Consider the following 21,344-nt stretch of genomic DNA (forward strand, 5'->3'; position numbering starts at 1 on the left):
AAGGAATAACCACCATGATGATGATTTTAGGAATGTTCGTGTTCAGCCTGCCGACCCTGGCCTATCACGAGCTGCAGCGGCAAACGGAATGGAAGCACGCCAGCACGGCCCGCGTGGGCCTGCGCGATGCGCACCAGTACGTGGGGCCAGGTGACGACACCATCACCCTGTCTGGTTGGGTGGCGCCGGAACTGACCGGCTCCCTGTATTCGCTCGATGCGCTGCGCATGATGGCCGATACCGGTAAATCGTGGATACTGATCCAGGGCACGGGCCGCATTCTCGGCTCCTACCGCATCACCAGCATGACCGAGGGCCGCACCATCCTCGACGGCAGCGGCGGCGCGCGCCGCGTCGAGTTTTCGATTGCGCTCAAACGTGACGACGACGGCGTACTGGCCATGGTCGGCCTGGGCGACATCGGCGACCTGAAAAACATGCTCAGCATCGACGGCATGACCAGCAGCATTGCGGGCGCGGCCAAGAATGCCGTGGGCAGCGTCGTGGGCAACGTGGTCGGCGGTATCACGTCGAAATACGGCGGCGTCGTCAGCGAGAAAGACAAGATCGGCGGCAGCATCAGCGGCGCCATCGGCAGCGCGGCGGACAAGTTCAAATGAGCGAGCATATCCCTGCCTTCAAGGTCAGCATCGAGGACAAGGATTTGACGGCCATCGTCTCGCCGCGGCTGATTAATCTGACGTTGACCCTGTGCCGTGGCGACGAAAGCGACCAGCTCGATATTTCCCTCGACGACAGCGACGGCAAGCTGGCCCTGCCGCCGCGCGGCGCGCAGATCGCCCTTGCGCTGGGCTGGCAAGCGACCGGCCTGGTGGACATGGGCAAGTTCACCGTGGACGAGGTGGAGCACAGCGGCGCGCCCGACACCATCACCCTGCGCGCCAGGTCGGCCAACCTGATCGACACGTTTAAGCAGCAGCAGGAACACAGCTTCCACAAGACCACCCTGGGCGCCATCATCGAGGCCATCGCCTTTCGCAACGAGCTGGCGTCGGGCGTATCGGCGCGCCTGCGCGATACCGCCGTCGAGCACATCGACCAGACGCACGAGAGCGACGCGGCCTTCCTGCGCCGGCTGGGCAGGAAATACGACGCGGTGGCCACCGTCAAGAACGACACCTTGCTCTTCATCCCCATCAACCAGAGCCGCACGGCCAGCGGCAAGGCGCTGCCCGTCATTCCCATCACGCGCGCCCTGGGCGACGGCCATCGCTACCACAGCGCCGAAAGCGACGCCTACACAGGCGTGCGCGCCTTCTGGCATGACGAGCGCTACGCGCGGCGCCGCAGCGTGGTGGCCGGCGTGCCCGGCAACAGCAAGCGCCTGCGCACCACCTTCGCCAATGAAACGGACGCGCGCACGGCGGCCGTCGCCGAATGGCAGCGCATCCTGCGCGGGCTGGCCACCTTTGAAATGAATCTGGCCCTGGGAAACCCGGCCGTGTTCCCGCAATCTCCCGTGACCGTGAAGGGCTTCAAGCCCGAGATCGACGCCACCGACTGGCTATCGGTCAAGGTCACGCACAGCCTGGGCGGCAACGGCTTTACCACGCGGGTGGAGTTTGAGACGAAAACGGAAGCCGTCGAGGCCGAGCGCGAGGAAGAGAAAGACCCGGACGAAGGCATCACGGGCGTGGTGGCCAAGTGGAAGGACGTGGCGGCGAAGAAGAAAAAGGCGGGCCAGGAGCAGGCCGGCGCCACGGGCAAGCTCAAGACGTTGGAGCACACTTACAAGAGCAAGCAGGCCGCCAAGCGGGCGGCCCTGAATGCGTGGAAAAATATTGAAGAAGTGCGGGATATCATTCACGAGAATAGCGACGAACCTTGGAGGCATACGCGAGCCGTAACCGGCGAAGAAGCAGCATGAAAGAATGCCTTCTACGCCCGCTCAACGGCTGCTATCTCCATGCTCGCGCTAGCCTTTGGAAGCAGGCCCTTACAAGAATATCTCGGCAAGACCTTTTTATAGTTACCATCGGTTCCGGCTCGCAATGCACTCTATTTGCACTCGTTTGCTTGTTGCCAGTGCCCATTCAAGGCGTCAGCCAGCATAGCAACGCCATAGGCGGTGCCTTCATTTTTGAGGGCTAAGTCCGGTACGTGGAATTTCACTAGCGTAATTTAGGACCCCGTAAGAAATTCAAAGATGGCTCCCTTTAAAGCCAAAAATTATGGGCCATCAGTTTTCTGATGGTCGCGTGCGATGAATTCATGTTAGCAGCTCAGTATAGAGTTTCGGGTGATTGTTGCGCAGCCACCAGCGCATTATTCCGGAAAATGCTGCATTATCTGAAATAAGCTTCCAAATTAGCTCTACATCTTGCTGTGCAACAGCTGTAACAAAATTAGTATGGGCACGCAAAATTTTATTTCGCAGTATTCGTGCCTCATCCGTCTTCATAGCTGTCGCATCCTTGCCATTATAAACCTTCTCCAACAAGCGAATCGTATTTTGTCCTTTTTCAGGATGCGGACATGTCGCACTTAGAGATATCTTAACCTCAGTCTTAGGAAATATTGAAAGACTAATATTCAGCGATTCCCAGACTTCATGATCGAACTCTGTACAATCCAACATCGGCCAGAAACCAGCATTCTTCGTATTATTGCAATGTCCACATGAATAGAAGAGGTTTTCCCAAGAATATTTTTTCACCAACACATTTTTGTGTGGCTCGAAATGCTCGATCTGGATTGCCGTCATTTCATCATCTTCACAGATATAGCACTTCCCATGAAAGTCGGCCTTCAACCGCTCATATACCGGACCATCTCGATACACTCCTGATCTATCGACTGCCATTGCTTCCTGAAGAATTTTCGCAAGATCACCTGCAGAACTTTTTGGGAGATAGATCAATCACTAATCTCCTTTGCGCGCATTGCTCGGTAATGCCCAACCAATTCTGGAGCCTGATTGTAATCAACACTATCTAATATAGCTCTTATATCAACCAATTGATTCAATATCATTTCATCGGCCACATCCCCAGCTGTAAGTAACTGATATCTTATTACCAAGTCCTTAATTTCGTTGGAATATAGATCAGCCTCAAAGTACTGTTCAATTACTGCACCTACCGACATTGGGGTCATATTTTCCCATCTCTTTCGTGTATCTAAGTCATACACTACTGCATTTGGCACGGAAGTCAGAACGAACGGTGAATGAGTTGTCACGATGAACTGGATATTTGGGAAAAATTCGATCAATAATGGCAAAACTATCTTTTGAAGCTGAATGTGCAAGTGGGTTTCAATTTCATCAATCAAAACAACTCCTGGAATATCATAGCTAGATCGCCCTATAGCTTCCATCCGGAGTAGTAATTCGGCCAATACTTGCAATATTGAAGAGAATCCATCTGATAATTGATTATCAACAAACCGAAAAGGTTCTCTACCTGGAATGCAAATTTTGAAATCAAATTCATCAATATCATATTCCAACTTTAGTTGATCATTTTGAAATATTTGTTGAAATTTCTTTGTTAAATTACTAAACCAGACAGTGATCTTTTGTTCTTCCTCATGATTGCCCTTTCTTGCAAGAAGAGCTGCGCGATTTTCTTGGTTTACCAAAAATTGTAAGAATCGCGCGCCTACAGCATTTTGCTTATCCACAGCAATAGGCGAAACCCTTGGCAAATCTAACCGCTCTGCCCCTTTTACAGGAGAAATTTGAGCTTCCCGTCTCGCCTCAAAAAAACTAATTATATATTCGCCTTTACTGTAGCGAGAAACAGCCTCCCCCAAACTACTAAATTCAACTTCAACATTCTTTAAATCTGCGATCTTCTTCTGAAGATTCTTAATATGCACTTCTTGCTGTAAAATCATTTGCTCGCGCGCAGCCTTTTCCTCCAAAGTGGAAGTTTCCGCTTTAAAATTGAGAAGACTTAAAATGGCGCTCTCACTATTCTTTATATTACCCTTCCACGTTGGAATATCAAGAATTTCTCCACTCGCCACCGCTTCAAGCTGCTGCTTAATGCTACGTAGAACGCTTGTTTTCCCGCAGCCGTTGGGGCCTGTAAGAATTAAATGTTCACGACGATCATTGCTTATCTCGATAGATAAATTTTTAATATTTCGAATTTCATTTATATTTATCTCTCGTATAAAAGGACCAAATCCGGTCATCACGCCTCCCTGGTTACATCTACACAATGTTACTTCTGTCCATCTCAGTTGCAAATTTACTTTACAGCAAGATGATGTTGCTAGCTAGTGAACTGATCTAAATTCTTCTTGGTAAAACAGCGTTATCGGCGAATCAAACCATGACAGCGCCGCCTCTTCGAATTGCTAGTACCAAGCAGAGTCTGGTTAGGTTGTGGTCGGATTTCACGGAAGTCGTATATACAAAAGGCGCACAATCCCTTACGAAAAGAGGCTGAAACACCGATGCGTATCTGAGGCAGAATATTCCGTCATATCATTTTCGCGAGCAGTTTCGTTAGCAGACTTACTCTGCGTTCTCATAATACTCTTCCGGAATTTTTCATATCGAATCCACATTGTTTTCCTTAAATCTCGCTTCGCCAAGATTAGCATGCTCTACTTCTGGCAGCTGAAAGCAAGCATGACCGATCGTTTTTGGCTCGGAGCTGGTGTTCGCAGGCGATACTGTATGGTGCCAAAAGGAGCCGCCCGACTCGCCCGCCTTAAACGCTCGCTTTCGAGGATTCATACTGCCGAAAATTATGCAAAGCAAACAAGCAGCAATTACAATAAGCATAAGAAGGTGAATCATTTGCAGACTATTTTTCCTTTTTTCGTCCGCCGCCGGCCACATTAAAAGTCTGTGGCCCAATGATATTTCCAACGAAATTTTGACCGATCTTGCCGTGGGTTTCAACGTGTGGGGCATTCCCTACTTGGGATGCTGGGGGCGTTGGCGAGCGCATGCCGCCAATCATCCCAAGTACGCCTGCTTTCCCGCGAACGTCCATACTTCGATAGCCGTCCAACAATTCTCTCTCATCCGAGGTAACGGCTGATTGCAATCTCTCACCCGTAAGTATGTAGTGGACATCGACCCCGATCCCAGCCAACGCTCGTAAGTAAAGCGCGTCCGGGGCGCGCTCGCCTTGCTCATAGAGCGTTTGTGCGCGTCGCTTCAGCCCGCCAACGGCAGCAAAATCTTCTTGATTCATGCCCAGCCGTTGACGCTCTTCTTTTAGTATTTCACCAATTGATCTCATTTGTGCGCAAATTTTTCTTTACAATGCTCTCATTTGAGAGCTATAGTTATGCCATACCATAGCGATTACAGATCATAACATTATGAAAAACGTATCCATAGCGAGGCGCACTGCCAAGGGCGTCACGACTAAGCCTCTTGGCGTTCGTCTGACATCGGATGAGGTAGATGAAGTCGAAGGCTACGCAGAGAAACTTGAACGCTCCCGTGCCTGGTTCCTCCGCTTCCTGATCCTGCGCGGCCTCGCCGATTACAAACGTGAACTCGCTTCCAAATCCATTCACTAAGGACAACGTCATGTACCCCGATGCAAAACGTATCCGCAGCCACCGCGTCATGCTGCGCCTCGATGACTATGAGCACCAGCTTGTTTCCTCGATCGCCAACTACCAGGGCGAAGAGCTTGCGGTGCTGGTGCGCCAGATCGTGATGCGTGAAGCCTTGGCCGTGATCGCCTTGGATGACGCCACAATCGACAGCGTACAGCGTCGCAGCGTTTAAACCGAGTCACTTTTGAGCAACTCTAAAGTTACAGAAAATGCCAGACCATCAAATTAACCTCAATGACGAAGAGCGCGCGGTGCTGGAACTCGTGCGCCAACGCCAGGGGCTGGCAAGTATCGATCAGGCGGCTGAATGGCTCATCAAGTCGCGCTTACGCATACAGTCGAAAAACATGACAGGTCGCGGTCGCGCCCTGTACCAAGTGGAAAGAAAGCTGAAATGAGAGTCATCGGCCTGCCCTGCCCGCATTGCGAAAACACCGTCCGCGCTGTCAAGAGCCGCACGATGTCCGCCATGTTCAAGGAAATCACCTACATGTGCCAGAACCCCGAATGCGGGCACTCCTTCGTGGCAGGCCTGGAAGTACTGCGCACCCTCTCGCTGTCCGCCATGCCCAAGCCGGATATCCGCATCCCGATGTCCCAGCATGCGCGCGCGGCAGCAACCAGCCAGCTGGCCCTCGACCTGACAGCGGGCTGCTGATGACTATCCCGATCCTCGCGCCGCCGTAACCCGGCCGCTGTAACTCCCCTCTTTTGCTGTGCCCTGCTGCGCTCCCTTTTGAGCGTGCGGGATTCGTTCAACCTGAAATAAGGAAAACCGATGGAAAACACGCTGCACGCCACCCCTCATGCCGGCATATCCACGGCATCAAGCACGATCCGCCCGACCTTGCAAAATTGTATTGTCGCCGTGGCACCAACGTGTTTTCTGCTGCAAGCCAGCGCGGGCATCGGCATCGCGGCGCTGACCGCCCACATCCACGAGATTGCCAAGACCTATCACGCCTACGGCGCTGCCAATCTGACCTTCATCGTCAGCAATGCGCAGGCGCTGGAGCGTGACGGCTTTTTCACGCCAGCCAAGCAGCGCGCCCTGGTCGGCAAGCTGCCCATTGAGGTGAACTACATTTTCGCCAATGAAGCGGGTTCCCAGCACTGCTGCGGCGCATCACACACGCTCCCGTACTGGGCAGAACAATTTCTCAAGCGAGGGGCACGCTGATGCTGCGCCTGGCCAAAACCTGCGGCATCTGGCTGCTGTCGCTCCTGATCGTCATTGCCCCCGGCGTGCTTCGGGCCATCGGCGCCATCAAGGACTGAACCATGCCGGCGTCCCTTATCGACAATCACTTGTCCTTCCAACCTGCCACCGAGATTTTGGCAGCGCGCGACAAGGACATGCCGACGCCACCAGGCGCCGGGCATGCGCTGGCCGCCATCGCCGAAGCCAAGGCCCAGCTACGCAGCATCAAGCCGCGCAATCTGGCGCCCTTCATGGCCCAGGCGTGGGGATTGTCGCCACGCGGCGCGCGGCGCTCCGTGCTGATCGCCGCCGGCCTGGACGCCGACCGCTGGGAATCGCCGATCCACTCATTTACAGAGGAAGAGCGCATCGAGCTGCGCGCCGCCACCTCTGCCGCTATCCGTGTGTACGAAAGACTGTTGAATGCAATCTAAACAAATCCTGCTGCCAGCCCCGCAGCGTCACGAAGCTTTTTTGCGATCCGCCCAGTTCGCGCCCGAGCTGGCCCGCATTCCGTTCAAGTGGCGCAACCGCGTCATCACGGCCGCCATGGCAAAAATGGCCTGGTCGTCCTGGTACAAAGTTTATGAATCCGTCGCCACTGGCTTTGTGCGCGAATTCGCCGAACAGTACGTGCCGGCCGGCGTCGACCTGTCGCAAAGCGATGCGGACATCGTGGCCACCGCCGAGCGCGCGGCGGCCGGCGTGACCAAAATGCTGTGGATGGCCTTGTCCGACACGCACGCCCTGCAGATCATGGAAGGTGAATGCGCCTCGTATGGCATCGAGCTGCCAGAGTTCGACGCGCTGACCGACACCATCGCCCGCCTGGTAGACGCGCGATGGTGGCGCCGCCAACTGCGCAAGCGCGTCAAGCGCGCCTTTGAAGCCGGCAATATCCGACTGGGCTACGTCAACTATCGCGGCGAACCCTACGCCAGCAACGACGCCGTGCTGTCTCGCCTGGCGCAGAACCGCCGCAACGCGGCAGCGCTGGCCGCCACCCTGGTGCAGAACGAGAACGGCCAGCAATTTAGCATCGCCGAGCTGGCCAAGAAAACGACGGCGAATAAAGCCATCCGGCGCGGCGAACTGATGCTGCGCATCAACGGCTTTGAGCAGATCGCCCGCGAGTGCGGCGACCAAGGCATTTTCATCACCTGGACGTGCCCATCGCGCTTCCACGCCATGCAGCACAGCGGCAAGCCAAACGACAAGTTCGACGGCTCCACGCCACGCGAGGCCAATGCGTATTTGGGCAAGATGACATCGCTGTGCCGCTCCGCGCTGGCGCGCCGTGGTATCGGCCTGTACGGCTTTCGCATCGCCGAGCCGCACCATGACGGCTGCCCGCATTGGCATCTGCTGCTGTTCGTGCGCCCCACCGCGAAATACAAGACGCCCCACCTGCAGGACGTGGCGGGCCGCGCCATCCGCATCATGAAGCGCTACGCCTGGCGCGTGGACCGTGGCGAACCGGGCGCCTTCGCGCGCCGCCTGGACGTGAAACGCATCGACTGGGCCAAGGGCAGCGCCGCCGGCTACATCGCCAAGTACGTGGCCAAGAACATCGACGGCGTTGCCGAGCACAAGACCAAAGAAGGCTATGTCGTCACGGCCGACACCGAAGGCGATGTCGAGCTGACGCCATCGGCGCGCGTCGAATCCTGGGCCGCGTGCTGGGGCATCCGTCAATTCCAGCAATGGGGTGGCGCGCCCGTCACCGTGTGGCGCGAACTGCGCCGCATCGAGGAAAACATGCTCAACGAAGCCCCGGCCTCCATGCGCCGCGCCTGGGATGCCGTGCAAAAGATCGACGGTGAAAAGCGCGCCTGCTGGGCTGAATACCTGCGCGCCCAGGGCGGCGCCCTGGTGCCGCGCAAGGAACTGGTCGTCACCCTGGCCAAGGACGAAAAAACCGTCATCGGCCGCTACGGCGAAACGCTGCGCACCACGCCCTACGGCGTGCGCTGCAGCGACCTGATAGGCGTGGTCTTCAAGTCCGTGCGCCATACGTGGACGCCGGTACAGGCCACAGGCGGGCGCGGGGTGGCTGTTGGGGTTGCCGTTCCTCGGACTCGTGTAAATAACTGTACGCACCCCGACCGCCCTGCCCCGGCCACGCCGCCGGCGGCGCCCGTGCCTGACCTGCCTGACGAGGCAAAAACAGCCGTAATTGCCGCCTGGGCGGCCGTCAACGCCTGCCCATATCCCCGGCTGATCTTCCCCGACAACCCATCGCATGAGGGAGCTACCACATGAAAACCTTTGCCGTGATCGTTCGCACCCAAACCGAACGCTTTGAATTTTTTGATGATGCCGCGTCCAGCGGCGACGTAATCGACGCTGCCATCGACCGCTACGGCGTGTGCGGCGTTACCGCCAAACTGAAAGGAGCACCGCAATGCTGACCACCCTGACCAATTCGCCGCGGCAAATCGCCCTGGGCGACCGCGTGACATTCGATACCGATGAAGGCTACCAGGCCGGCACCGTCAACGACCTGCGCCGCGACGTGGGCAATGGCGAGCTGCATGCCTGGGTGGAGCTGGACCACCAGTGGCCGGGCATGTTCCGTGCGGTGCCGCTGGGCGCCATCGAGGCGGTCAAGAAGGCAACCGCGCCTATCGGGTGCGCAGCATGACAGCGGAACGCTCATTACCTGCCGTGGCGGCCTTGTTCGTGCGCGCCAATTCGATCTACAAGACCATGCCGGCGGTGGACGCCTGGGACGCGGAACGCGACGCCCGAGCTGGCGCATTGGCTGGTGGCCCTGGCTCAACGCTGCGCGGTGCCCGCATGAACAGCCCATTCCTGTTCGACGGTCCGGGCGTCATTTCGTTCAGCGGTGGCCGTACCAGCGGCATGATGCTGTGGATGACGCTTCAAGCCTACGGCGGCACGCTACCGGCTGACGTCGTGGTGTGCTTTGCCAACACCGGCAAGGAAGAGGAAGCGACCCTTGAATTCGTGCGCAACTGCGGCGAGCGCTGGGGCGTTCCTATCGCCTGGATAGAAAACCGCCCTCGCAATGAAGCACGCGGCAAGGAATTCGCCATCGTGGACTTTGCAACGGCCAGTCGCTGCGGCGAACCGTTCGCGGATCTGCACGACGAAAAGAAATTCCTGCCGAACCCTGTCGCGCGCTTCTGCACGGCGGAACTCAAGGTACGCCCAATGCAGCGCTATTTGAAGTCGATAGGCCTGGTCGAGTGGACCACGTTTATCGGCATGCGCGCCGACGAGCCTTTGCGCGTGGCGCGGCTGGCGAATCAGGACTACGGCAAGCACGAAGTGAAAGAAGCGCCCCTGGCGGCGGCCGGCCTGACCGTGGCTGACGTCAGCGCGTTTTGGGCAGCACAGGATTTTGACCTGGGCTTGCCGAATATGAGCGGCAAGACGATGCACGGCAACTGCGATCTGTGCTTCCTGAAAGGCGGCAACCAGGTGTTATCCCTGATCCGCGAAAAGCCAAGCCGTGCCCTGTGGTGGATACAGCAGGAAAAGAACGCCCAGGCGTCCGGATCTGGTGCTGGCGGCTGGTTCCGCAAGGACAGGCCCAGTTACCAAGCGATGTATGACATGGCGATGAATCACGGGGAGCTGTTCCCCTTTGCCTTTGATGATGCTTTAACCGATTGTGGATGCACGGATTAGAAGGAGCATAGCAACAATGAACGAATACAAAGAATTTTGCCGGCTGCGCGACTACCGCAAGCCTGGTGCTGAAATTTGCCAACACACCGAAGCCGAAGCGTTTGCCCTGGCGACAGCCCACATGCTCGACAGGCGTCCAATGCACCAGATGCTGTACGCATTACCGACTGCAGCACGGCCAGAGGCCAACCAGAATGACGATAAAACAACAACTTGGAGTAAAAATTGAGCACTACCGACACTGACCGCATTATCTATCGCCAAGATCTGTACAAGCTGATCGGCGTTACCTCGGAAACGCTACGGCGCTGGCTCAAAGAGGGCAAGATTCCGGCCGCCGACATCGCTATCAGCCGCCGCACGGTCGGATGGCGTCTGTCTACGCTCCACGCAGCAGGCATTAAGCTACTTTAAACTTGGTTAGCTCTGACTTGAACTGACATAAACTGCCAGATGAGTCAGAGCTTTGAAAGGCCGCGTCCGGCCATCTCAGAAATTGCATAAAAGAAGAATAATTTCTTTTTGTATATCACTTTACTACCAAGGTATGCCGCTTTCGTCTAGGACCGGCACTGGTCCAAAATGTGAAATTAGATCACTTTCGTACGCCTTTAAGATATCAACTCCGATGGCGTAGGTGAAGCTACTATAGCTGCGCACGGACCTAGGCTGAGAATCAAACTGATTCTCGATAAATTCTTGACATTGCGCCTCAGCATAATTGCAATTCATGCCAAACCACTCGGACAGCCCGCCATTGTGAAACTCAATACGTATAGGCGAGTAGGCGATGTGTACCCTTTTCTCTAATTCAAATGCCTGTAGTGAGCAACTCTGTGGGAAGTAGAAGGCGGCATGCATGAACAAGTGTGGGTCGCCACAGCGCAACGTTGCAAAGCGCAACATTGGATTGTTCGTTGTCATTCCAATCTTGGTTCTTTTATAGTCAGCGCTGGTTCCCATTAAGTATAGCCATGATCCCGGCGGTAGCACTGGCATAGGCATGTTTTCTATTTGCATCATCGTATTGCTATAAGAGTATTGTTTTGTCGGGAACGGAAAAATGCAGCAAAGTTCGGAGTTAAAATTCAAAGAGTGCCACTCATTTCCAGCTATCGTCGCATGATCATTTGGCGAAACGCGTTAGGCCAAGCATGTGCTGCTGTGCTTAAATAACCAGTCCGCAAACGCTTGGAGCATCGCCCTGCGCTGCTTCAGGTACTCCGCCGAATTATAGACGCCACGCACCCCGCCGTCCTTGTGCGCGAGCTGCATCTCGATATGGTCGGTATTGAATTCGTGCTCGTTCGCCCAGGTGGACCCCACCTTGCGCCAACCGTGCCCCGTCATGCGGCCTTTGTACCCGATCCGGTGGATGAGGTACAGGATCGAATTTTCACTCATGGGCCGATTGCCTGTTCGATCATTCGGAAACACGTAGGCGCTCCCGCGCGAGCGCAATTTCATTTCTTTCAGCAGCGCCTGAGCTTGCGTTGATAGCGGTACAAGATGCTCGCGGTTCTTCTTCATCCGCTTGCCAGGTATGCGCCAGATATCGCCCTCGACTTCTGCCCACGTCATGCGGCGCAACTCGTCCGTGCGGGTCCATGTGAGTGCCAGCAGCTTGCAGGCCAGCACAGACTGAATTTCATCCTCCAGCGCGAGGCGTTCCAGGAATGGATGCACCTCGGATATGGCTAACGCCGCAAAACCCTCACGGGGCTTTCTGGAAAACGCAACCTTCGCATTGATCGATGATGCCGGGTTCTCGTCGCAGTGTCCGTGCTGAACGCCCCAGTCAAGCACCTGACTGGCCCACATTCGCACGCGTCGAACATAGACGGACAGGCCCGCCGCATCCATGGGCCTCAAGGCATCCATCAGGCTGTCCCGCGTGATATCGCGCAGCAGCATGCCCCCAAGTTTCGGCGACAAATGCATTGCCAGGCCCCTGAGTGCATTGGCTTTGTAACCCTCGCTGATGTCGGTTCGGCCGGCCCAGTATTCAGCGATCGCAACATCGAACGTGATCGATGGTTTCACCTTGGGCTTTGGCTTGAGGTCTTCCCCGTCGAGTAGTTTCAGGCGGATCGCATCGCGTCGGTCGCGTGCCTCTTTCAAGCCAATGAGTGGGTACGGCCCGATCACCGCAGTTTGCTGCTTGCCGTCAGTATTGCGATACGCTACGCGCCAGACCTTGCCGCCGCTGGGTAAAACAGCCAGGAATAGACCATGACCGTCAAACAGCTTGCGCAGCTTCCCATTGTTGGAGAGCGCCTTGCGGCAATCGTTGTCAGTAAGGGTATTGATCGCCATGGCGCGGTTCCTGTAGGTACGGTAGATGAGGAAACCGCATCATACCTACAAATGAACCTACGTGAAAATGTGCGACAGGGAGTTTAAAGGTAGCCAAATCTGCGATTCAGATGGGCTGAAATTCACTTAACTCGTTGATTTTCAAGGATTTTACGCACTGTACCGTGCGGTACTTTAATGCAACCTTGAATATGATTGGCGGAAGCGGTGAGATTCGAACTCACGAACAGTGTAACCCGTCGCTAGTTTTCAAGACTAGTGCCTTCAACCACTCGGCCACGCTTCCAGATGGCAGCATTATACATAAAGGTCGGTGGCTTACCAATGGCGAGTAGTCAGGGCCGCGTATTTAAACCTCACAGCAAGCTCTGGGGTCAGACCCGGCGGGTCTGACCCCAGCTCTTCGCCTATGGGTTCCATATCTACACCAACACGCCAATGGAAAGCCTTACACGCCCCAGTTTTCCCGCAGCGCCTTCTCGAACTCTCCCGCCGGCAATGGCCGCGAGAATAGGTAGCCCTGCACTTCGTCGCAGCCTGAACTTTTCAGGAAGGCCAGCTGCTCCGCCGTTTCCACGCCTTCCGCGATCACCTTGTGCTGCAGTTGCTGGGCGATGCTGATGATGGTGCTGGCGATGGCGCAGTCGCTGGCGTCGGTGGGGATGCCGGTGGTAAATGATCGGTCGATCTTCAAGGTATCGATGGGGAAGCGCTTGAGGTAGGACAAGCTGGAGTAACCGGTGCCGAAGTCGTCCAGCGACAGGGCCACGCCCAAGGCCGTGATGCGGTCCATGATGCCGATCACGCGCTCGATGTTGTGCATCAGCGTGCTTTCCGTGATTTCCAGTTCCAGCCAGGCCGCCTCCAGGCCGTAGCGGGCCAGGGTCGCCGCCACCCTGGCGGGCAGCGCTGACGTGAATTCGCGCGCGGACACGTTGACGGCCAGGCGGATCGGCGGCAGGCCGGCCAGTTTCCACGCTTGCGCCTGGGCGCAGGCCGCTTCCAGCACCCATTCGCCCACTTGCACCACCAGGCCCGTCGATTCGGCCAGGGGGATGAATTCGGCGGGCGGGATCATGCCGTGCTGCGGGTGGCACCAGCGCACCAGCGCTTCGGCGCCGATGATGCGCCCGCTGCCCAGCGCGTATTTCGGCTGGTAGTGCAGCAGCAATTGCTGTTCTGACAATGCCTGGCGCAAGCCTGTTTCCAGGCGCATGCGTGCCTGCATGCCCAGGTTCATGTCGTGGCTGTAGAAGGCCACGCTTTCCGCTTCGCCGCCGCTGTCCTGCTTGGCGCGGTACATGGCGATGTCGGCCAGGCGCAGCAGGGTTTCCGCGTCCTGCCCGTCCTGCGGATAGACGCTGATGCCGATGCTGGCGCCCACGCGCAGGTCGTGGCCTTCGATCAGGAACGGTTCCACCAGCGAGGCCAGCAACTTTTGCGCCACCATGCTGGCCTCGAAATGCTGGCCGATATCGAACAGGCCGACGGCGAACTCGTCGCCGCCCAGGCGCGCCACCAGGTCCTGATCGCGCAAGGCATGGCGGAAACGCAGCGAGACTTGCCGCAACAATTCGTCGCCAATGCGCCGGCCCAGGGTGTCGTTGATCAGTTTAAAACGGTTCAGGTCGATGAACAGCACGCAGCCGAGCATCTTGCTGCGCTGCGCCACGCTGAGGGCCTGATCGACCAGCTTGGCCAGCAAGGTGCGATTGGGCAGGCTGGTCAGCGGGTCGTAATACGCCAGGTGGTGCAGGCGCTCCTCGGCCAGTTTGCGTTCCGTGATGTCCGTCAGGTAGGCGATGAGTCCGATCGGCTTGTCGTCCATGTCTTGCAGCGGCGACAGGGACAGGCTGGCCCAGAAGACTTCGCCCGACTTCTTTCGGCGGCGCACCTCCATCAGGCGCCCTCCCTGTTCCAGGAAGGCGTCGTGGAAACCCGTGTCTTCGTCGTCGTACAGGAACAGGATGTTGCGCCCCACGGCTTCCACCGAGCTGTAGCCGAACAGGCGCTCGGCGCCCTTGTTCCAGCTGGTGATGTAGCCCGTCAAGTCCATCGTCAGCACGGATTCGTGCAACTGGTCGAGGATTTGCGTCTGTTGCGCCAGCAAGGCTTCGACCTGCGCAAAGGCATGCGTGGAGCGTTGCGCCAGCGAATGCACTTGCAGCACGCCCGCCGTCAACGATGCCAGGCTGGCCAGGTGGCGGCGGTCGGCGTCGCTGTAGGCGCGTCCCGCCACGCTGTAATGACCGAAACAATGGCCGTCGAAACTGATTTCCTGTAACAAGGCGGGCGTATCGCCGGGGAAAATCGCGGACTGCGCAGCGGCGTCCATGCTGGTGGCGGGCAGGAACAGGCCATATGGGCTCGCCATCACGGCGCTGGCGATACGGCCCAGCTCAGCCACCAGCGCGGGACCGCGCAAACGCACGACGGCATCGCACAAGGCGGCGCTGTTACCGAGGAAATCCGACACTGGCAGCAAGGTCATGCTACAGGTTCCGGCTAACCTGGATGGCCCATTGGTAGGCTTGCAGCAGGCTGCGCCAATAGGTTTCTCCATCGATGCCGGCGCGGCGCAAGCCATCAAGCGCCGGCGTGGCGCTTTCGACCAGCGCCAGCAAGGTGCCCAGCTCGCCATTGCGTTCCAGCAAGGCGGCGCTGACGTCGGGCGCCAGGTTCAGGGTGGCGATGATCTCTGCCATCGGCATGCCCAGCAGGACATCGAGCAGGGAAAACACGCCCGCCATGAAGGCCAGGTCTTGCGCGTCGCGGTCGCCGCCGCGCAACTGGCACAGCGCTTCCATCTGCGCCGCGCGCACGGCGGCCAGCGGCAGCAGCGCGTGGATCTTGCCGTCATCTTGCTGGCGCGCGTACAGCAGCAGTTGCAGCCAGCGCTGCAGCTGGCGCCGCCCCAGCAGGGTGATGGCCTGGCTGAAGCTGGTAATCGGCGCCGTGAAACCGAAGGCGGCGGAATTGACCAGTTTCAATAAATGATAGCTGAGCGATGGGTCTTGCTTGAGCGGCACTTCCAGCTCGTGCGCGTCGGCATCGCGGGCCAGCAAGCCCAGCAGCGCCAGCACACGGCGCCGCGACGTGGCGTCTTCCGGCTCGCTTTGCTGGCGCGCATGGTGCAGGGCGTAATCGCCGGCAAACCAGCTCACGCCCAGCGCTTGCGCGGCAGCAAACTGCTCGGCGTCGACGATGTTGTAGGCCAGGTGCGGCCCCGGCAGGGGCAGCAGCTGATGCAGGGCCGGGCGGGCGCCGGCCGCGTCAAAGCTCAGCGCGCGCGCGTCGACCTGCGCCGCCGCCACGGGACCGGCCTCGGCGCCATCAAGGATGAGGCGGTAGCCGGCGTCGCGCCATTGCCGGCATTTTTTCTGGATCTGCTTGTCGTCGGCAAGATGGGCCGGCAATCGGAAGATGGTGCGTTGCGGCGCCAGTTGCGCCAGCACGGCCTCGTCCACGCCATGCGGGTCGGCCAGGGGAATGATGCAGTCGAGCGGCGCCAGGTAGGCATACGCATCGGCAGCGGCCAGCGCCGCCAGCAGCGGCGCCGTCGAGGCCTGCGGTACATGCAGGGTGACAGCAACCCACTCGTTATGAGCATTGGCCACTGCTTGTAATCCCACCAACGGAAACAGGTTTGATTCAGACGCTGACATCGGTATCTCAGTGTGGGTAGGGCGCCATAGTAAATAAACTGACCAGCATTGGCAACCCTGGCCCGACAGGGATGCCCTCGACAGCGAGAATCATTCTATCCGAATCTCACCCACGAAACAGTTTAATTTTGGCAATAAATGTTCAAAATAAACATTCCCCCGGGAGACCCGCCTGTCATGCGGGTGTGACAAGAACACGGCGCGGCGCGGGCCTGCTCAGGCGCTGCCGCCATGCGCGTGCTCGACCGCGTATTTGATCAATTCTGCCTGCCCTTCGATGCCAAGCTTGCGCTTGATGTTCAGGCGGTGCGTCTCCACCGTGCGCACGCTCAGGTCCAGGTCGCGGGCGATCTGCTTGTTCGACTGGCCCGCCGCGATATGCTGCAGCACCTGCTGCTCGCGCGTGGTGAGGAAGGAATCGTGGACTTGCGGGCGCGACAGTTGCCGCGCCAGGGCCGCACTGTAATAGATGCCGCCGGACATCACCGTCTCGATGGCGAAGACGATATCTTTCCCTGGTGCATCTTTGAGCACATAGCCGCGCGCGCCGGCGGCGATGGCTTGCGACACGTATTCGAGCTTGTCGTGCATGGACAGGATCAGCACGGCAATCTGCGGAAACGCCTGTTTAAACAGCGCCGTCGCTTCAATCCCATTCGTGCCGCGCATATTGATATCCATCAGCACGAGGTCCACCTGGTGGACGCGCGCCTGGGCCAGCGCTTCGTCGGCGCCGCCCGCCTCGGCCACCACGTCGAAATGCGCCACCGCTTCCAGGCGCGCGCGCAAGCCGTCGCGCACGAGGGGGTGGTCGTCCACCAGCAGGATGTTGATTTTCTCGGTCATGGTTGCATATCTATTTTAGTGTGTGGATGGAAGGCCGAGCCGCGCCAGCACCACGGTGCCGGCCGCGGACGAGGTGATGTGCAGGCTGCCGCCGATGGCTTCCATGCGTTCCGTCATGTTGCGCAGGCCGATGCCGCGCTGCGGATGCAGGGCGATGCCGTCGAAATCGAAGCCGCCGCCATTATCCTGGATGCGCAATTCCACCGCCTTGCCCGCCTCGTGCAGGCTCACTTCCACGCCGCTGGCGTGCGCATGGCGCTCGCAATTGGTCAGCGCTTCCTGGGCGATGCGGAACAAGACGGTATTGACCATGTCGGGCAAGCCCTCGCCCGCCGCCGCCGGGCTGGCCGTGAAACTGGCTTGCGCGCTGCTGCTGTCGTTGAATTCATGCACCAGGTGGTCGAGCGCGGCAGCCAGGCCCAGGTCATCTAAAATGGCCGGGCGCAGGTTGTGCGAAATGCGCCGCACCTCGCCCAGCACCTTGTTCAGTTGCTCGGCGGCCCGCTCGAAGGTGGCCGGCGCCTTGTCTTTCTGTTCCGCATTGCCAGCCAGGCGCGCGATGCCCGCCTCGATCTGCAGTTTAATGGACACCAGCCACTGGCTGATGCCGTCATGCAAGTCGCGCGACAGCCGCGCCCGCTCTTCCTCCTGCGATTCCACCACGCGCTGCGCCAGCACCTTCAGCTTGGCGTCGGCCACGCGCAATTCGCGCAGGTTCAGCACCAGGCCGCAGGCGGCCACCAGCAGGGAGCCGAGGATGGCGATGGCGGCGATCAGTTCCATGGTCGAGCGGATATTGCGCGACTGCTGGGCATCGACCTTGGCCAGCGCCTGGTCCACGTCATCCATGTAGATGCCGGTGCCCATCATCCAGCCCCATTCCGGCATCAGGATCACATAGCCGAGCTTGGGTGCGGACTTGTTGGTCGACGGCTTGATCCAGTTGTAGCGCTCGAAGCCGCCGCCGTTCTTCGCCCGCTGCATCAGGCGCTGGATGGTCAGATTGCCGTCCGCGTCGCGCAACTCCCACAGATTCTGCCCCACCAGTTCGGGCTGGCGCGGATGCATCAGCGACTTGCCTTGCAAATCATAGATAAAGAAATAGCCATCGTCGCCATAGCTGAGGGCGGACAGGATGCGCTTGGCCTCTTCTTGCGTGGCGGCATCCTTGCGTCCCGACTGATACAGGGAAGCGATGGAATGGCTGGCCAGGGTCACGTAATGCTTGAGCTCGGCTTCCTTGCTGGCCAGATACGCTTGCTGGATGGTGGCGCGCTGCTGCTCGGCCAGGGTGATCGCCTGGTGCCGTACGGCAAAGGCGATCGCGCACAGGGCGAGGATGAGCGGCGTGAGGGCCAGGAAGATGACTTTCTGTCTGAGTTTCATGGCCTGGCGCGCTCCGGCGGCGTCGATGCTGGTGGAAGGAAATGCGTGATTTTACGTCGCGGCGCGGCGATCAGCCTGCGTAGTAATACTGAGCGTTACTGCGTAGTGCTGCGCTTGCGGCAATTATACGATTCCTGAATACTCGCCATAAGCTGCAGACACCCAATTCTCACCCAAACTGGCGACGACCAGGCTCGGCAGCACACATCATCGCACGGCACAGCGCCCGTCAATCTCTGGAGGAAGCATGAACCGCATTTTCAAACAGCTCGGCTGGGCAGCGCTTGCGCTGGCCGGCGCCGGGTCCCTGGGCGTCGTCGCCCTGCAACGTGGCGAACCGATCAGCGCGATCTGGATCGTCATCGCCGCCGTCTGCGTCTATCTGATCGCCTACCGTTTCTACAGCCTGTTCATCGCCGACAAGGTGCTGGGCCTGGACGCGCGCCGCATGACGCCCGCCTTCAAGCACAACGATGGCCTCGACCACGTGCCGACCAACAAATATGTGCTGTTCGGCCACCATTTCGCGGCGATCGCCGGCGCCGGCCCCCTGGTCGGCCCCGTGCTGGCCGCGCAGATGGGCTATCTGCCCGGCATGCTGTGGATTTTGGCGGGTGTCGTGTTTGCCGGCGCCGTGCAGGATTTCATCGTGCTGTTCATTTCCATGCGCCGCGATGGCCGCTCGCTGGGCGACCTGATCAAGGCTGAGCTGGGCGAGATTCCCGGCATGATCGCCCTCCTGGGCTGCTTCATGATCATGGTCATCATCCTGGCCGTGCTGGCCCTGATCGTCGTCAAGGCGCTGACGGGTTCCCCATGGGGCAGCTTCACCGTGATGGCGACGATTCCCATCGCCCTGTTCATGGGCGTGTACTCGCGCTTCATCCGCGTGGGCCGCATCGGCGAGATTTCCATCATCGGCTTCGTCTTGCTGATGCTGGCCATCATCGGCGGCCAGTACGTGCAGGAACACGCGGTGCTCGGTCCGATGTTCACGTTCACGGGCACGGAATTGACGTGGATGCTGATCGGCTACGGCTTCATCGCCTCGGTCCTGCCCGTGTGGCTGCTGCTGGCGCCGCGCGATTACCTGTCGACGTTCCTGAAGATCGGCACCATCCTGGGCCTGGCCATCGGCATCATCGTTGTCGCACCGTACCTGAAAATGCCGGCCATGACCAAGTTCATCGACGGCTCCGGCCCCGTCTGGTCGGGCAATCTGTTCCCCTTCCTCTTCATCACCATCGCCTGCGGCGCCGTTTCCGGCTTCCACGCCTTGATTTCCTCGGGCACCACGCCGAAGATGATTGAAAACGAAAGCCATGCCCGCTTCATCGGCTATGGCGCCATGCTGATGGAATCGTTCGTCGCCATCATGGCCCTGGTGGCCGCCTCGACCATCGAGCCGGGCATCTATTTCGCCATGAACAGCCCGGCCGCCCTGATCGGCACCACGGCCGAGTCCGCCGCACAGGCGATCTCGCAATGGGGCTTCTATGTCACGCCGGAAATGCTGACGCAGACGGCCAAGGACGTTGGCGAGCACAGCATCATCTCGCGCGCCGGCGGCGCACCGACCCTGGCCGTCGGCATGGCGCAGATTCTTTCCGGCGCCATCGGCGGCAAGGCCATGATGGCCTTCTGGTACCACTTCGCCATCCTGTTCGAAGCGCTGTTCATCCTGACGGCCGTCGATGCGGGCACGCGGGCGGGCCGTTTCATGCTGCAAGACTTGCTGGGCAGCTTCGTGCCTAGCCTGAAACAGACGGAAAACGTCATCGCCAACCTGCTGGCCACGGGCCTGTGCGTGGCGGCCTGGGGCTACTTCCTGTACCAGGGCGTGGTCGATCCATTGGGCGGCATCAACACCTTGTGGCCATTGTTCGGCATCGCCAACCAGATGCTGGCGGCCATCGCGCTGATCCTCGGCACCTGCGTGCTGTTCAAGATGAAACGGGGACAGTATGCGTGGGTCACCATCACGCCAACGATCTGGCTGCTGCTGTGCACGTTGACGGCGGGCTGGCAAAAGATTTTCGACGCCAATCCGCGCGTCGGCTTCCTGGCGCACGCCAAGAAATACTCGGCGGCCCTGGACGAAGGCACCCTGCTGGCGCCGGCCAAATCGGTGGCGCAGATGCAACAGATCATCTTCAACGATTACCTCGACGCCGGCCTGGCCGCCTTCTTCGTCATCGTCGTGATCAGCGTGCTGTTCTTCGGCATCCGCACCATCCTGAAGGCGCGCGCCGACAGCCGTCCGAGCACCAAGGAAACGCCGTTCCAGGCCATGCCCACGGTGCAATGATGATCGATGAAATCATCAAGGCTGGACGGTATCTGGGGCAAAGCATGCGGCTCATGTGCGGCTTGCCCGAGTACGACACCTATGTGGCCCACCGGGAAGTGACCCATCCCGGCGAGCCGATGATGACGTATGAAGAGTTCTTCCGCGAACGGCAGGAAGCCCGCTACGGCGGCGCCGGCAAACGCGGAGGTTGTTGTTAGTAGCGGGGTCAGACCCTTCGGGTCTGACCCCAGCTTTTCACCGGGTTTGATTTCATAAGCCCCAAAAGCAAATACTGGGGTCAGACCCATAGGGTCCGACCCCACCCTCCGTTGTTTCATCTTCAGTAAGTTCCCCTCCCCTCTCGTCCCTTAGACCCACATCAACATCGGGGTGTGTCTTCGCGTCTATATTTTTCCAATAGGAATTA

Annotated in this window: 25 protein-coding genes and 1 tRNA gene; 16 read left to right on the forward strand and 10 right to left on the reverse strand. The window is 58.6% G+C overall.

Going from position 1 to position 21,344, the window contains the following annotated elements:
- Positions 1 to 14 precede the first annotated feature (14 nt).
- Positions 15 to 620, forward strand: a complete 606-nt coding sequence (locus tag GCN78_RS25690) for a phage tail protein (protein ID WP_152254247.1) — start codon at positions 15 to 17, stop codon at positions 618 to 620.
- Positions 617 to 1,888 carry a phage late control D family protein gene (locus tag GCN78_RS25695; RefSeq protein ID WP_152254248.1) on the forward strand — a complete coding sequence of 424 codons (1,272 nt, stop codon included), beginning with the start codon at positions 617 to 619 and terminating at the stop codon, positions 1,886 to 1,888. Before GCN78_RS25690 ends, GCN78_RS25695 begins: the two co-directional genes overlap by 4 nt.
- A gap of 342 nt (positions 1,889 to 2,230) precedes the next feature.
- On the opposite strand, the gene GCN78_RS25700 is transcribed toward GCN78_RS25695, so the two are convergent.
- From GCN78_RS25700 to GCN78_RS25710, 3 genes are all read right to left on the reverse strand, one after another.
- Entirely contained in the window at positions 2,231 to 2,881 is a 651-nt protein-coding gene (locus GCN78_RS25700) for an HNH endonuclease (protein ID WP_152254249.1), read from the reverse strand.
- The gene (locus GCN78_RS25705) at positions 2,878 to 4,164 is read right to left on the reverse strand and encodes an AAA family ATPase (protein ID WP_152254250.1); all 1,287 of its coding nucleotides are present in this window, start codon (positions 4,162 to 4,164) and stop codon (positions 2,878 to 2,880) included. The genes GCN78_RS25700 and GCN78_RS25705 overlap by 4 nt, the downstream gene beginning before the upstream one ends.
- 620 nt (positions 4,165 to 4,784) lie before the next feature.
- Positions 4,785 to 5,228 (reverse strand): helix-turn-helix domain-containing protein, encoded by a 444-nt coding sequence (locus GCN78_RS25710; RefSeq protein ID WP_152254251.1) that lies wholly within the window; start codon positions 5,226 to 5,228, stop codon positions 4,785 to 4,787.
- 82 nt (positions 5,229 to 5,310) lie between these two features.
- On the opposite strand from GCN78_RS25710, the gene GCN78_RS25715 reads away from it, so the two are divergent.
- From GCN78_RS25715 to GCN78_RS25765, 12 genes are all read left to right on the forward strand, one after another.
- Positions 5,311 to 5,514, forward strand: coding sequence for a ribbon-helix-helix protein, CopG family (locus tag GCN78_RS25715; protein WP_139178462.1), 204 nt, complete (start codon positions 5,311 to 5,313; stop codon positions 5,512 to 5,514).
- A 10-nt stretch (positions 5,515 to 5,524) separates the two neighbouring features.
- The gene (locus GCN78_RS25720) at positions 5,525 to 5,728 is read left to right on the forward strand and encodes a hypothetical protein (protein WP_035820909.1); all 204 of its coding nucleotides are present in this window, start codon (positions 5,525 to 5,527) and stop codon (positions 5,726 to 5,728) included.
- 37 nt (positions 5,729 to 5,765) lie between these two features.
- Positions 5,766 to 5,954, forward strand: coding sequence for a hypothetical protein (locus GCN78_RS25725; protein ID WP_152254252.1), 189 nt, complete (start codon positions 5,766 to 5,768; stop codon positions 5,952 to 5,954).
- Positions 5,951 to 6,214, forward strand: coding sequence for an Ogr/Delta-like zinc finger protein (locus GCN78_RS25730; protein ID WP_133992923.1), 264 nt, complete (start codon positions 5,951 to 5,953; stop codon positions 6,212 to 6,214). The genes GCN78_RS25725 and GCN78_RS25730 overlap by 4 nt, the downstream gene beginning before the upstream one ends.
- Positions 6,215 to 6,334: 120 nt before the next feature.
- Positions 6,335 to 6,736 (forward strand): hypothetical protein, encoded by a 402-nt coding sequence (locus GCN78_RS25735; protein WP_152254253.1) that lies wholly within the window; start codon positions 6,335 to 6,337, stop codon positions 6,734 to 6,736.
- A gap of 101 nt (positions 6,737 to 6,837) precedes the next feature.
- Positions 6,838 to 7,191 carry a hypothetical protein gene (locus tag GCN78_RS29815; protein ID WP_226939824.1) on the forward strand — a complete coding sequence of 118 codons (354 nt, stop codon included), beginning with the start codon at positions 6,838 to 6,840 and terminating at the stop codon, positions 7,189 to 7,191.
- Positions 7,181 to 9,019: a replication endonuclease gene (locus GCN78_RS25745; protein ID WP_152254254.1), complete on the forward strand. Its 1,839-nt coding sequence runs from the start codon at positions 7,181 to 7,183 to the stop codon at positions 9,017 to 9,019. Before GCN78_RS29815 ends, GCN78_RS25745 begins: the two co-directional genes overlap by 11 nt.
- Positions 9,016 to 9,168, forward strand: a complete 153-nt coding sequence (locus GCN78_RS29460; protein ID WP_175445254.1) for a hypothetical protein — start codon at positions 9,016 to 9,018, stop codon at positions 9,166 to 9,168. Before GCN78_RS25745 ends, GCN78_RS29460 begins: the two co-directional genes overlap by 4 nt.
- Complete coding sequence (locus tag GCN78_RS25750) at positions 9,162 to 9,401, forward strand: hypothetical protein (RefSeq protein ID WP_152254255.1); 240 nt, start codon at positions 9,162 to 9,164, stop codon at positions 9,399 to 9,401. The genes GCN78_RS29460 and GCN78_RS25750 overlap by 7 nt, the downstream gene beginning before the upstream one ends.
- Positions 9,398 to 10,414: a phosphoadenosine phosphosulfate reductase domain-containing protein gene (locus GCN78_RS25755; protein ID WP_226939825.1), complete on the forward strand. Its 1,017-nt coding sequence runs from the start codon at positions 9,398 to 9,400 to the stop codon at positions 10,412 to 10,414. Before GCN78_RS25750 ends, GCN78_RS25755 begins: the two co-directional genes overlap by 4 nt.
- A gap of 16 nt (positions 10,415 to 10,430) precedes the next feature.
- Complete coding sequence (locus tag GCN78_RS25760) at positions 10,431 to 10,643, forward strand: hypothetical protein (RefSeq protein ID WP_152254256.1); 213 nt, start codon at positions 10,431 to 10,433, stop codon at positions 10,641 to 10,643.
- Positions 10,640 to 10,828 (forward strand): helix-turn-helix transcriptional regulator, encoded by a 189-nt coding sequence (locus GCN78_RS25765; RefSeq protein WP_152254257.1) that lies wholly within the window; start codon positions 10,640 to 10,642, stop codon positions 10,826 to 10,828. Before GCN78_RS25760 ends, GCN78_RS25765 begins: the two co-directional genes overlap by 4 nt.
- Before the next feature lie 123 nt (positions 10,829 to 10,951).
- Here the strand turns inward: GCN78_RS25765 and GCN78_RS30060 are convergent, their stop codons facing one another.
- From GCN78_RS30060 to GCN78_RS25800, 7 genes are all read right to left on the reverse strand, one after another.
- Entirely contained in the window at positions 10,952 to 11,437 is a 486-nt protein-coding gene (locus GCN78_RS30060) for a GIY-YIG nuclease family protein (protein WP_152254258.1), read from the reverse strand.
- Between the two features lie 120 nt (positions 11,438 to 11,557).
- Positions 11,558 to 12,730: a tyrosine-type recombinase/integrase gene (locus GCN78_RS25775; protein ID WP_152254259.1), complete on the reverse strand. Its 1,173-nt coding sequence runs from the start codon at positions 12,728 to 12,730 to the stop codon at positions 11,558 to 11,560.
- A gap of 196 nt (positions 12,731 to 12,926) precedes the next feature.
- Positions 12,927 to 13,016: transfer RNA gene (locus GCN78_RS25780), tRNA-Ser, on the reverse strand.
- A gap of 162 nt (positions 13,017 to 13,178) precedes the next feature.
- Positions 13,179 to 15,221, reverse strand: a complete 2,043-nt coding sequence (locus GCN78_RS25785) for a putative bifunctional diguanylate cyclase/phosphodiesterase (RefSeq protein WP_152254260.1) — start codon at positions 15,219 to 15,221, stop codon at positions 13,179 to 13,181.
- Between the two features lies 1 nt (position 15,222).
- Positions 15,223 to 16,347: an EAL and HDOD domain-containing protein gene (locus GCN78_RS25790; protein WP_319633149.1), complete on the reverse strand. Its 1,125-nt coding sequence runs from the start codon at positions 16,345 to 16,347 to the stop codon at positions 15,223 to 15,225.
- Positions 16,348 to 16,611: 264 nt separating this feature from the next.
- Complete coding sequence (locus tag GCN78_RS25795) at positions 16,612 to 17,241, reverse strand: response regulator transcription factor (protein WP_152254262.1); 630 nt, start codon at positions 17,239 to 17,241, stop codon at positions 16,612 to 16,614.
- A gap of 15 nt (positions 17,242 to 17,256) precedes the next feature.
- Positions 17,257 to 18,627 carry a cache domain-containing protein gene (locus GCN78_RS25800; RefSeq protein WP_152254263.1) on the reverse strand — a complete coding sequence of 457 codons (1,371 nt, stop codon included), beginning with the start codon at positions 18,625 to 18,627 and terminating at the stop codon, positions 17,257 to 17,259.
- A gap of 247 nt (positions 18,628 to 18,874) precedes the next feature.
- Between GCN78_RS25800 and GCN78_RS25805 the strand changes: the two genes are divergently transcribed.
- Together GCN78_RS25805 and GCN78_RS25810 are read left to right on the forward strand one after the other, a co-directional pair.
- Entirely contained in the window at positions 18,875 to 20,935 is a 2,061-nt protein-coding gene (locus GCN78_RS25805) for a carbon starvation CstA family protein (RefSeq protein WP_152254264.1), read from the forward strand.
- Positions 20,935 to 21,135, forward strand: coding sequence for a YbdD/YjiX family protein (locus GCN78_RS25810; protein ID WP_010396213.1), 201 nt, complete (start codon positions 20,935 to 20,937; stop codon positions 21,133 to 21,135). Before GCN78_RS25805 ends, GCN78_RS25810 begins: the two co-directional genes overlap by 1 nt.
- Positions 21,136 to 21,344 lie beyond the last annotated feature (209 nt).

The sequence above is a fragment of the Janthinobacterium rivuli genome (assembly GCF_009208735.1).
GTDB lineage: Bacteria > Pseudomonadota > Gammaproteobacteria > Burkholderiales > Burkholderiaceae_D > Janthinobacterium.

Bases quoted from the DNA above. Each gene is read 5' to 3' on its own strand.
- GCN78_RS25805 (WP_152254264.1), top strand. From the start codon at position 18,875: ATGAACCGCATTTTCAAACAGCTCGGCTGGGCAGCGCTTGCGCTGGCC.
- GCN78_RS25775 (WP_152254259.1), bottom strand. From the start codon at position 12,730: ATGGCGATCAATACCCTTACTGACAACGATTGCCGCAAGGCGCTCTCC.
- GCN78_RS25735 (WP_152254253.1), top strand. From the start codon at position 6,335: ATGGAAAACACGCTGCACGCCACCCCTCATGCCGGCATATCCACGGCA.
- GCN78_RS25715 (WP_139178462.1), top strand. From the start codon at position 5,311: ATGAAAAACGTATCCATAGCGAGGCGCACTGCCAAGGGCGTCACGACT.
- GCN78_RS29815 (WP_226939824.1), top strand. From the start codon at position 6,838: ATGCCGGCGTCCCTTATCGACAATCACTTGTCCTTCCAACCTGCCACC.
- GCN78_RS25690 (WP_152254247.1), top strand. From the start codon at position 15: ATGATGATGATTTTAGGAATGTTCGTGTTCAGCCTGCCGACCCTGGCC.
- GCN78_RS29460 (WP_175445254.1), top strand. From the start codon at position 9,016: ATGAAAACCTTTGCCGTGATCGTTCGCACCCAAACCGAACGCTTTGAA.
- GCN78_RS25725 (WP_152254252.1), top strand. From the start codon at position 5,766: ATGCCAGACCATCAAATTAACCTCAATGACGAAGAGCGCGCGGTGCTG.
- GCN78_RS25730 (WP_133992923.1), top strand. From the start codon at position 5,951: ATGAGAGTCATCGGCCTGCCCTGCCCGCATTGCGAAAACACCGTCCGC.
- GCN78_RS25750 (WP_152254255.1), top strand. From the start codon at position 9,162: ATGCTGACCACCCTGACCAATTCGCCGCGGCAAATCGCCCTGGGCGAC.
- GCN78_RS25720 (WP_035820909.1), top strand. From the start codon at position 5,525: ATGTACCCCGATGCAAAACGTATCCGCAGCCACCGCGTCATGCTGCGC.
- GCN78_RS25695 (WP_152254248.1), top strand. From the start codon at position 617: ATGAGCGAGCATATCCCTGCCTTCAAGGTCAGCATCGAGGACAAGGAT.
- GCN78_RS25710 (WP_152254251.1), bottom strand. From the start codon at position 5,228: ATGAGATCAATTGGTGAAATACTAAAAGAAGAGCGTCAACGGCTGGGC.
- GCN78_RS30060 (WP_152254258.1), bottom strand. From the start codon at position 11,437: ATGATGCAAATAGAAAACATGCCTATGCCAGTGCTACCGCCGGGATCA.
- GCN78_RS25795 (WP_152254262.1), bottom strand. From the start codon at position 17,241: ATGACCGAGAAAATCAACATCCTGCTGGTGGACGACCACCCCCTCGTG.
- GCN78_RS25760 (WP_152254256.1), top strand. From the start codon at position 10,431: ATGAACGAATACAAAGAATTTTGCCGGCTGCGCGACTACCGCAAGCCT.
- GCN78_RS25745 (WP_152254254.1), top strand. From the start codon at position 7,181: ATGCAATCTAAACAAATCCTGCTGCCAGCCCCGCAGCGTCACGAAGCT.
- GCN78_RS25705 (WP_152254250.1), bottom strand. From the start codon at position 4,164: ATGACCGGATTTGGTCCTTTTATACGAGAGATAAATATAAATGAAATT.
- GCN78_RS25785 (WP_152254260.1), bottom strand. From the start codon at position 15,221: ATGACCTTGCTGCCAGTGTCGGATTTCCTCGGTAACAGCGCCGCCTTG.
- GCN78_RS25800 (WP_152254263.1), bottom strand. From the start codon at position 18,627: ATGAAACTCAGACAGAAAGTCATCTTCCTGGCCCTCACGCCGCTCATC.
- GCN78_RS25755 (WP_226939825.1), top strand. From the start codon at position 9,398: ATGACAGCGGAACGCTCATTACCTGCCGTGGCGGCCTTGTTCGTGCGC.
- GCN78_RS25810 (WP_010396213.1), top strand. From the start codon at position 20,935: ATGATCGATGAAATCATCAAGGCTGGACGGTATCTGGGGCAAAGCATG.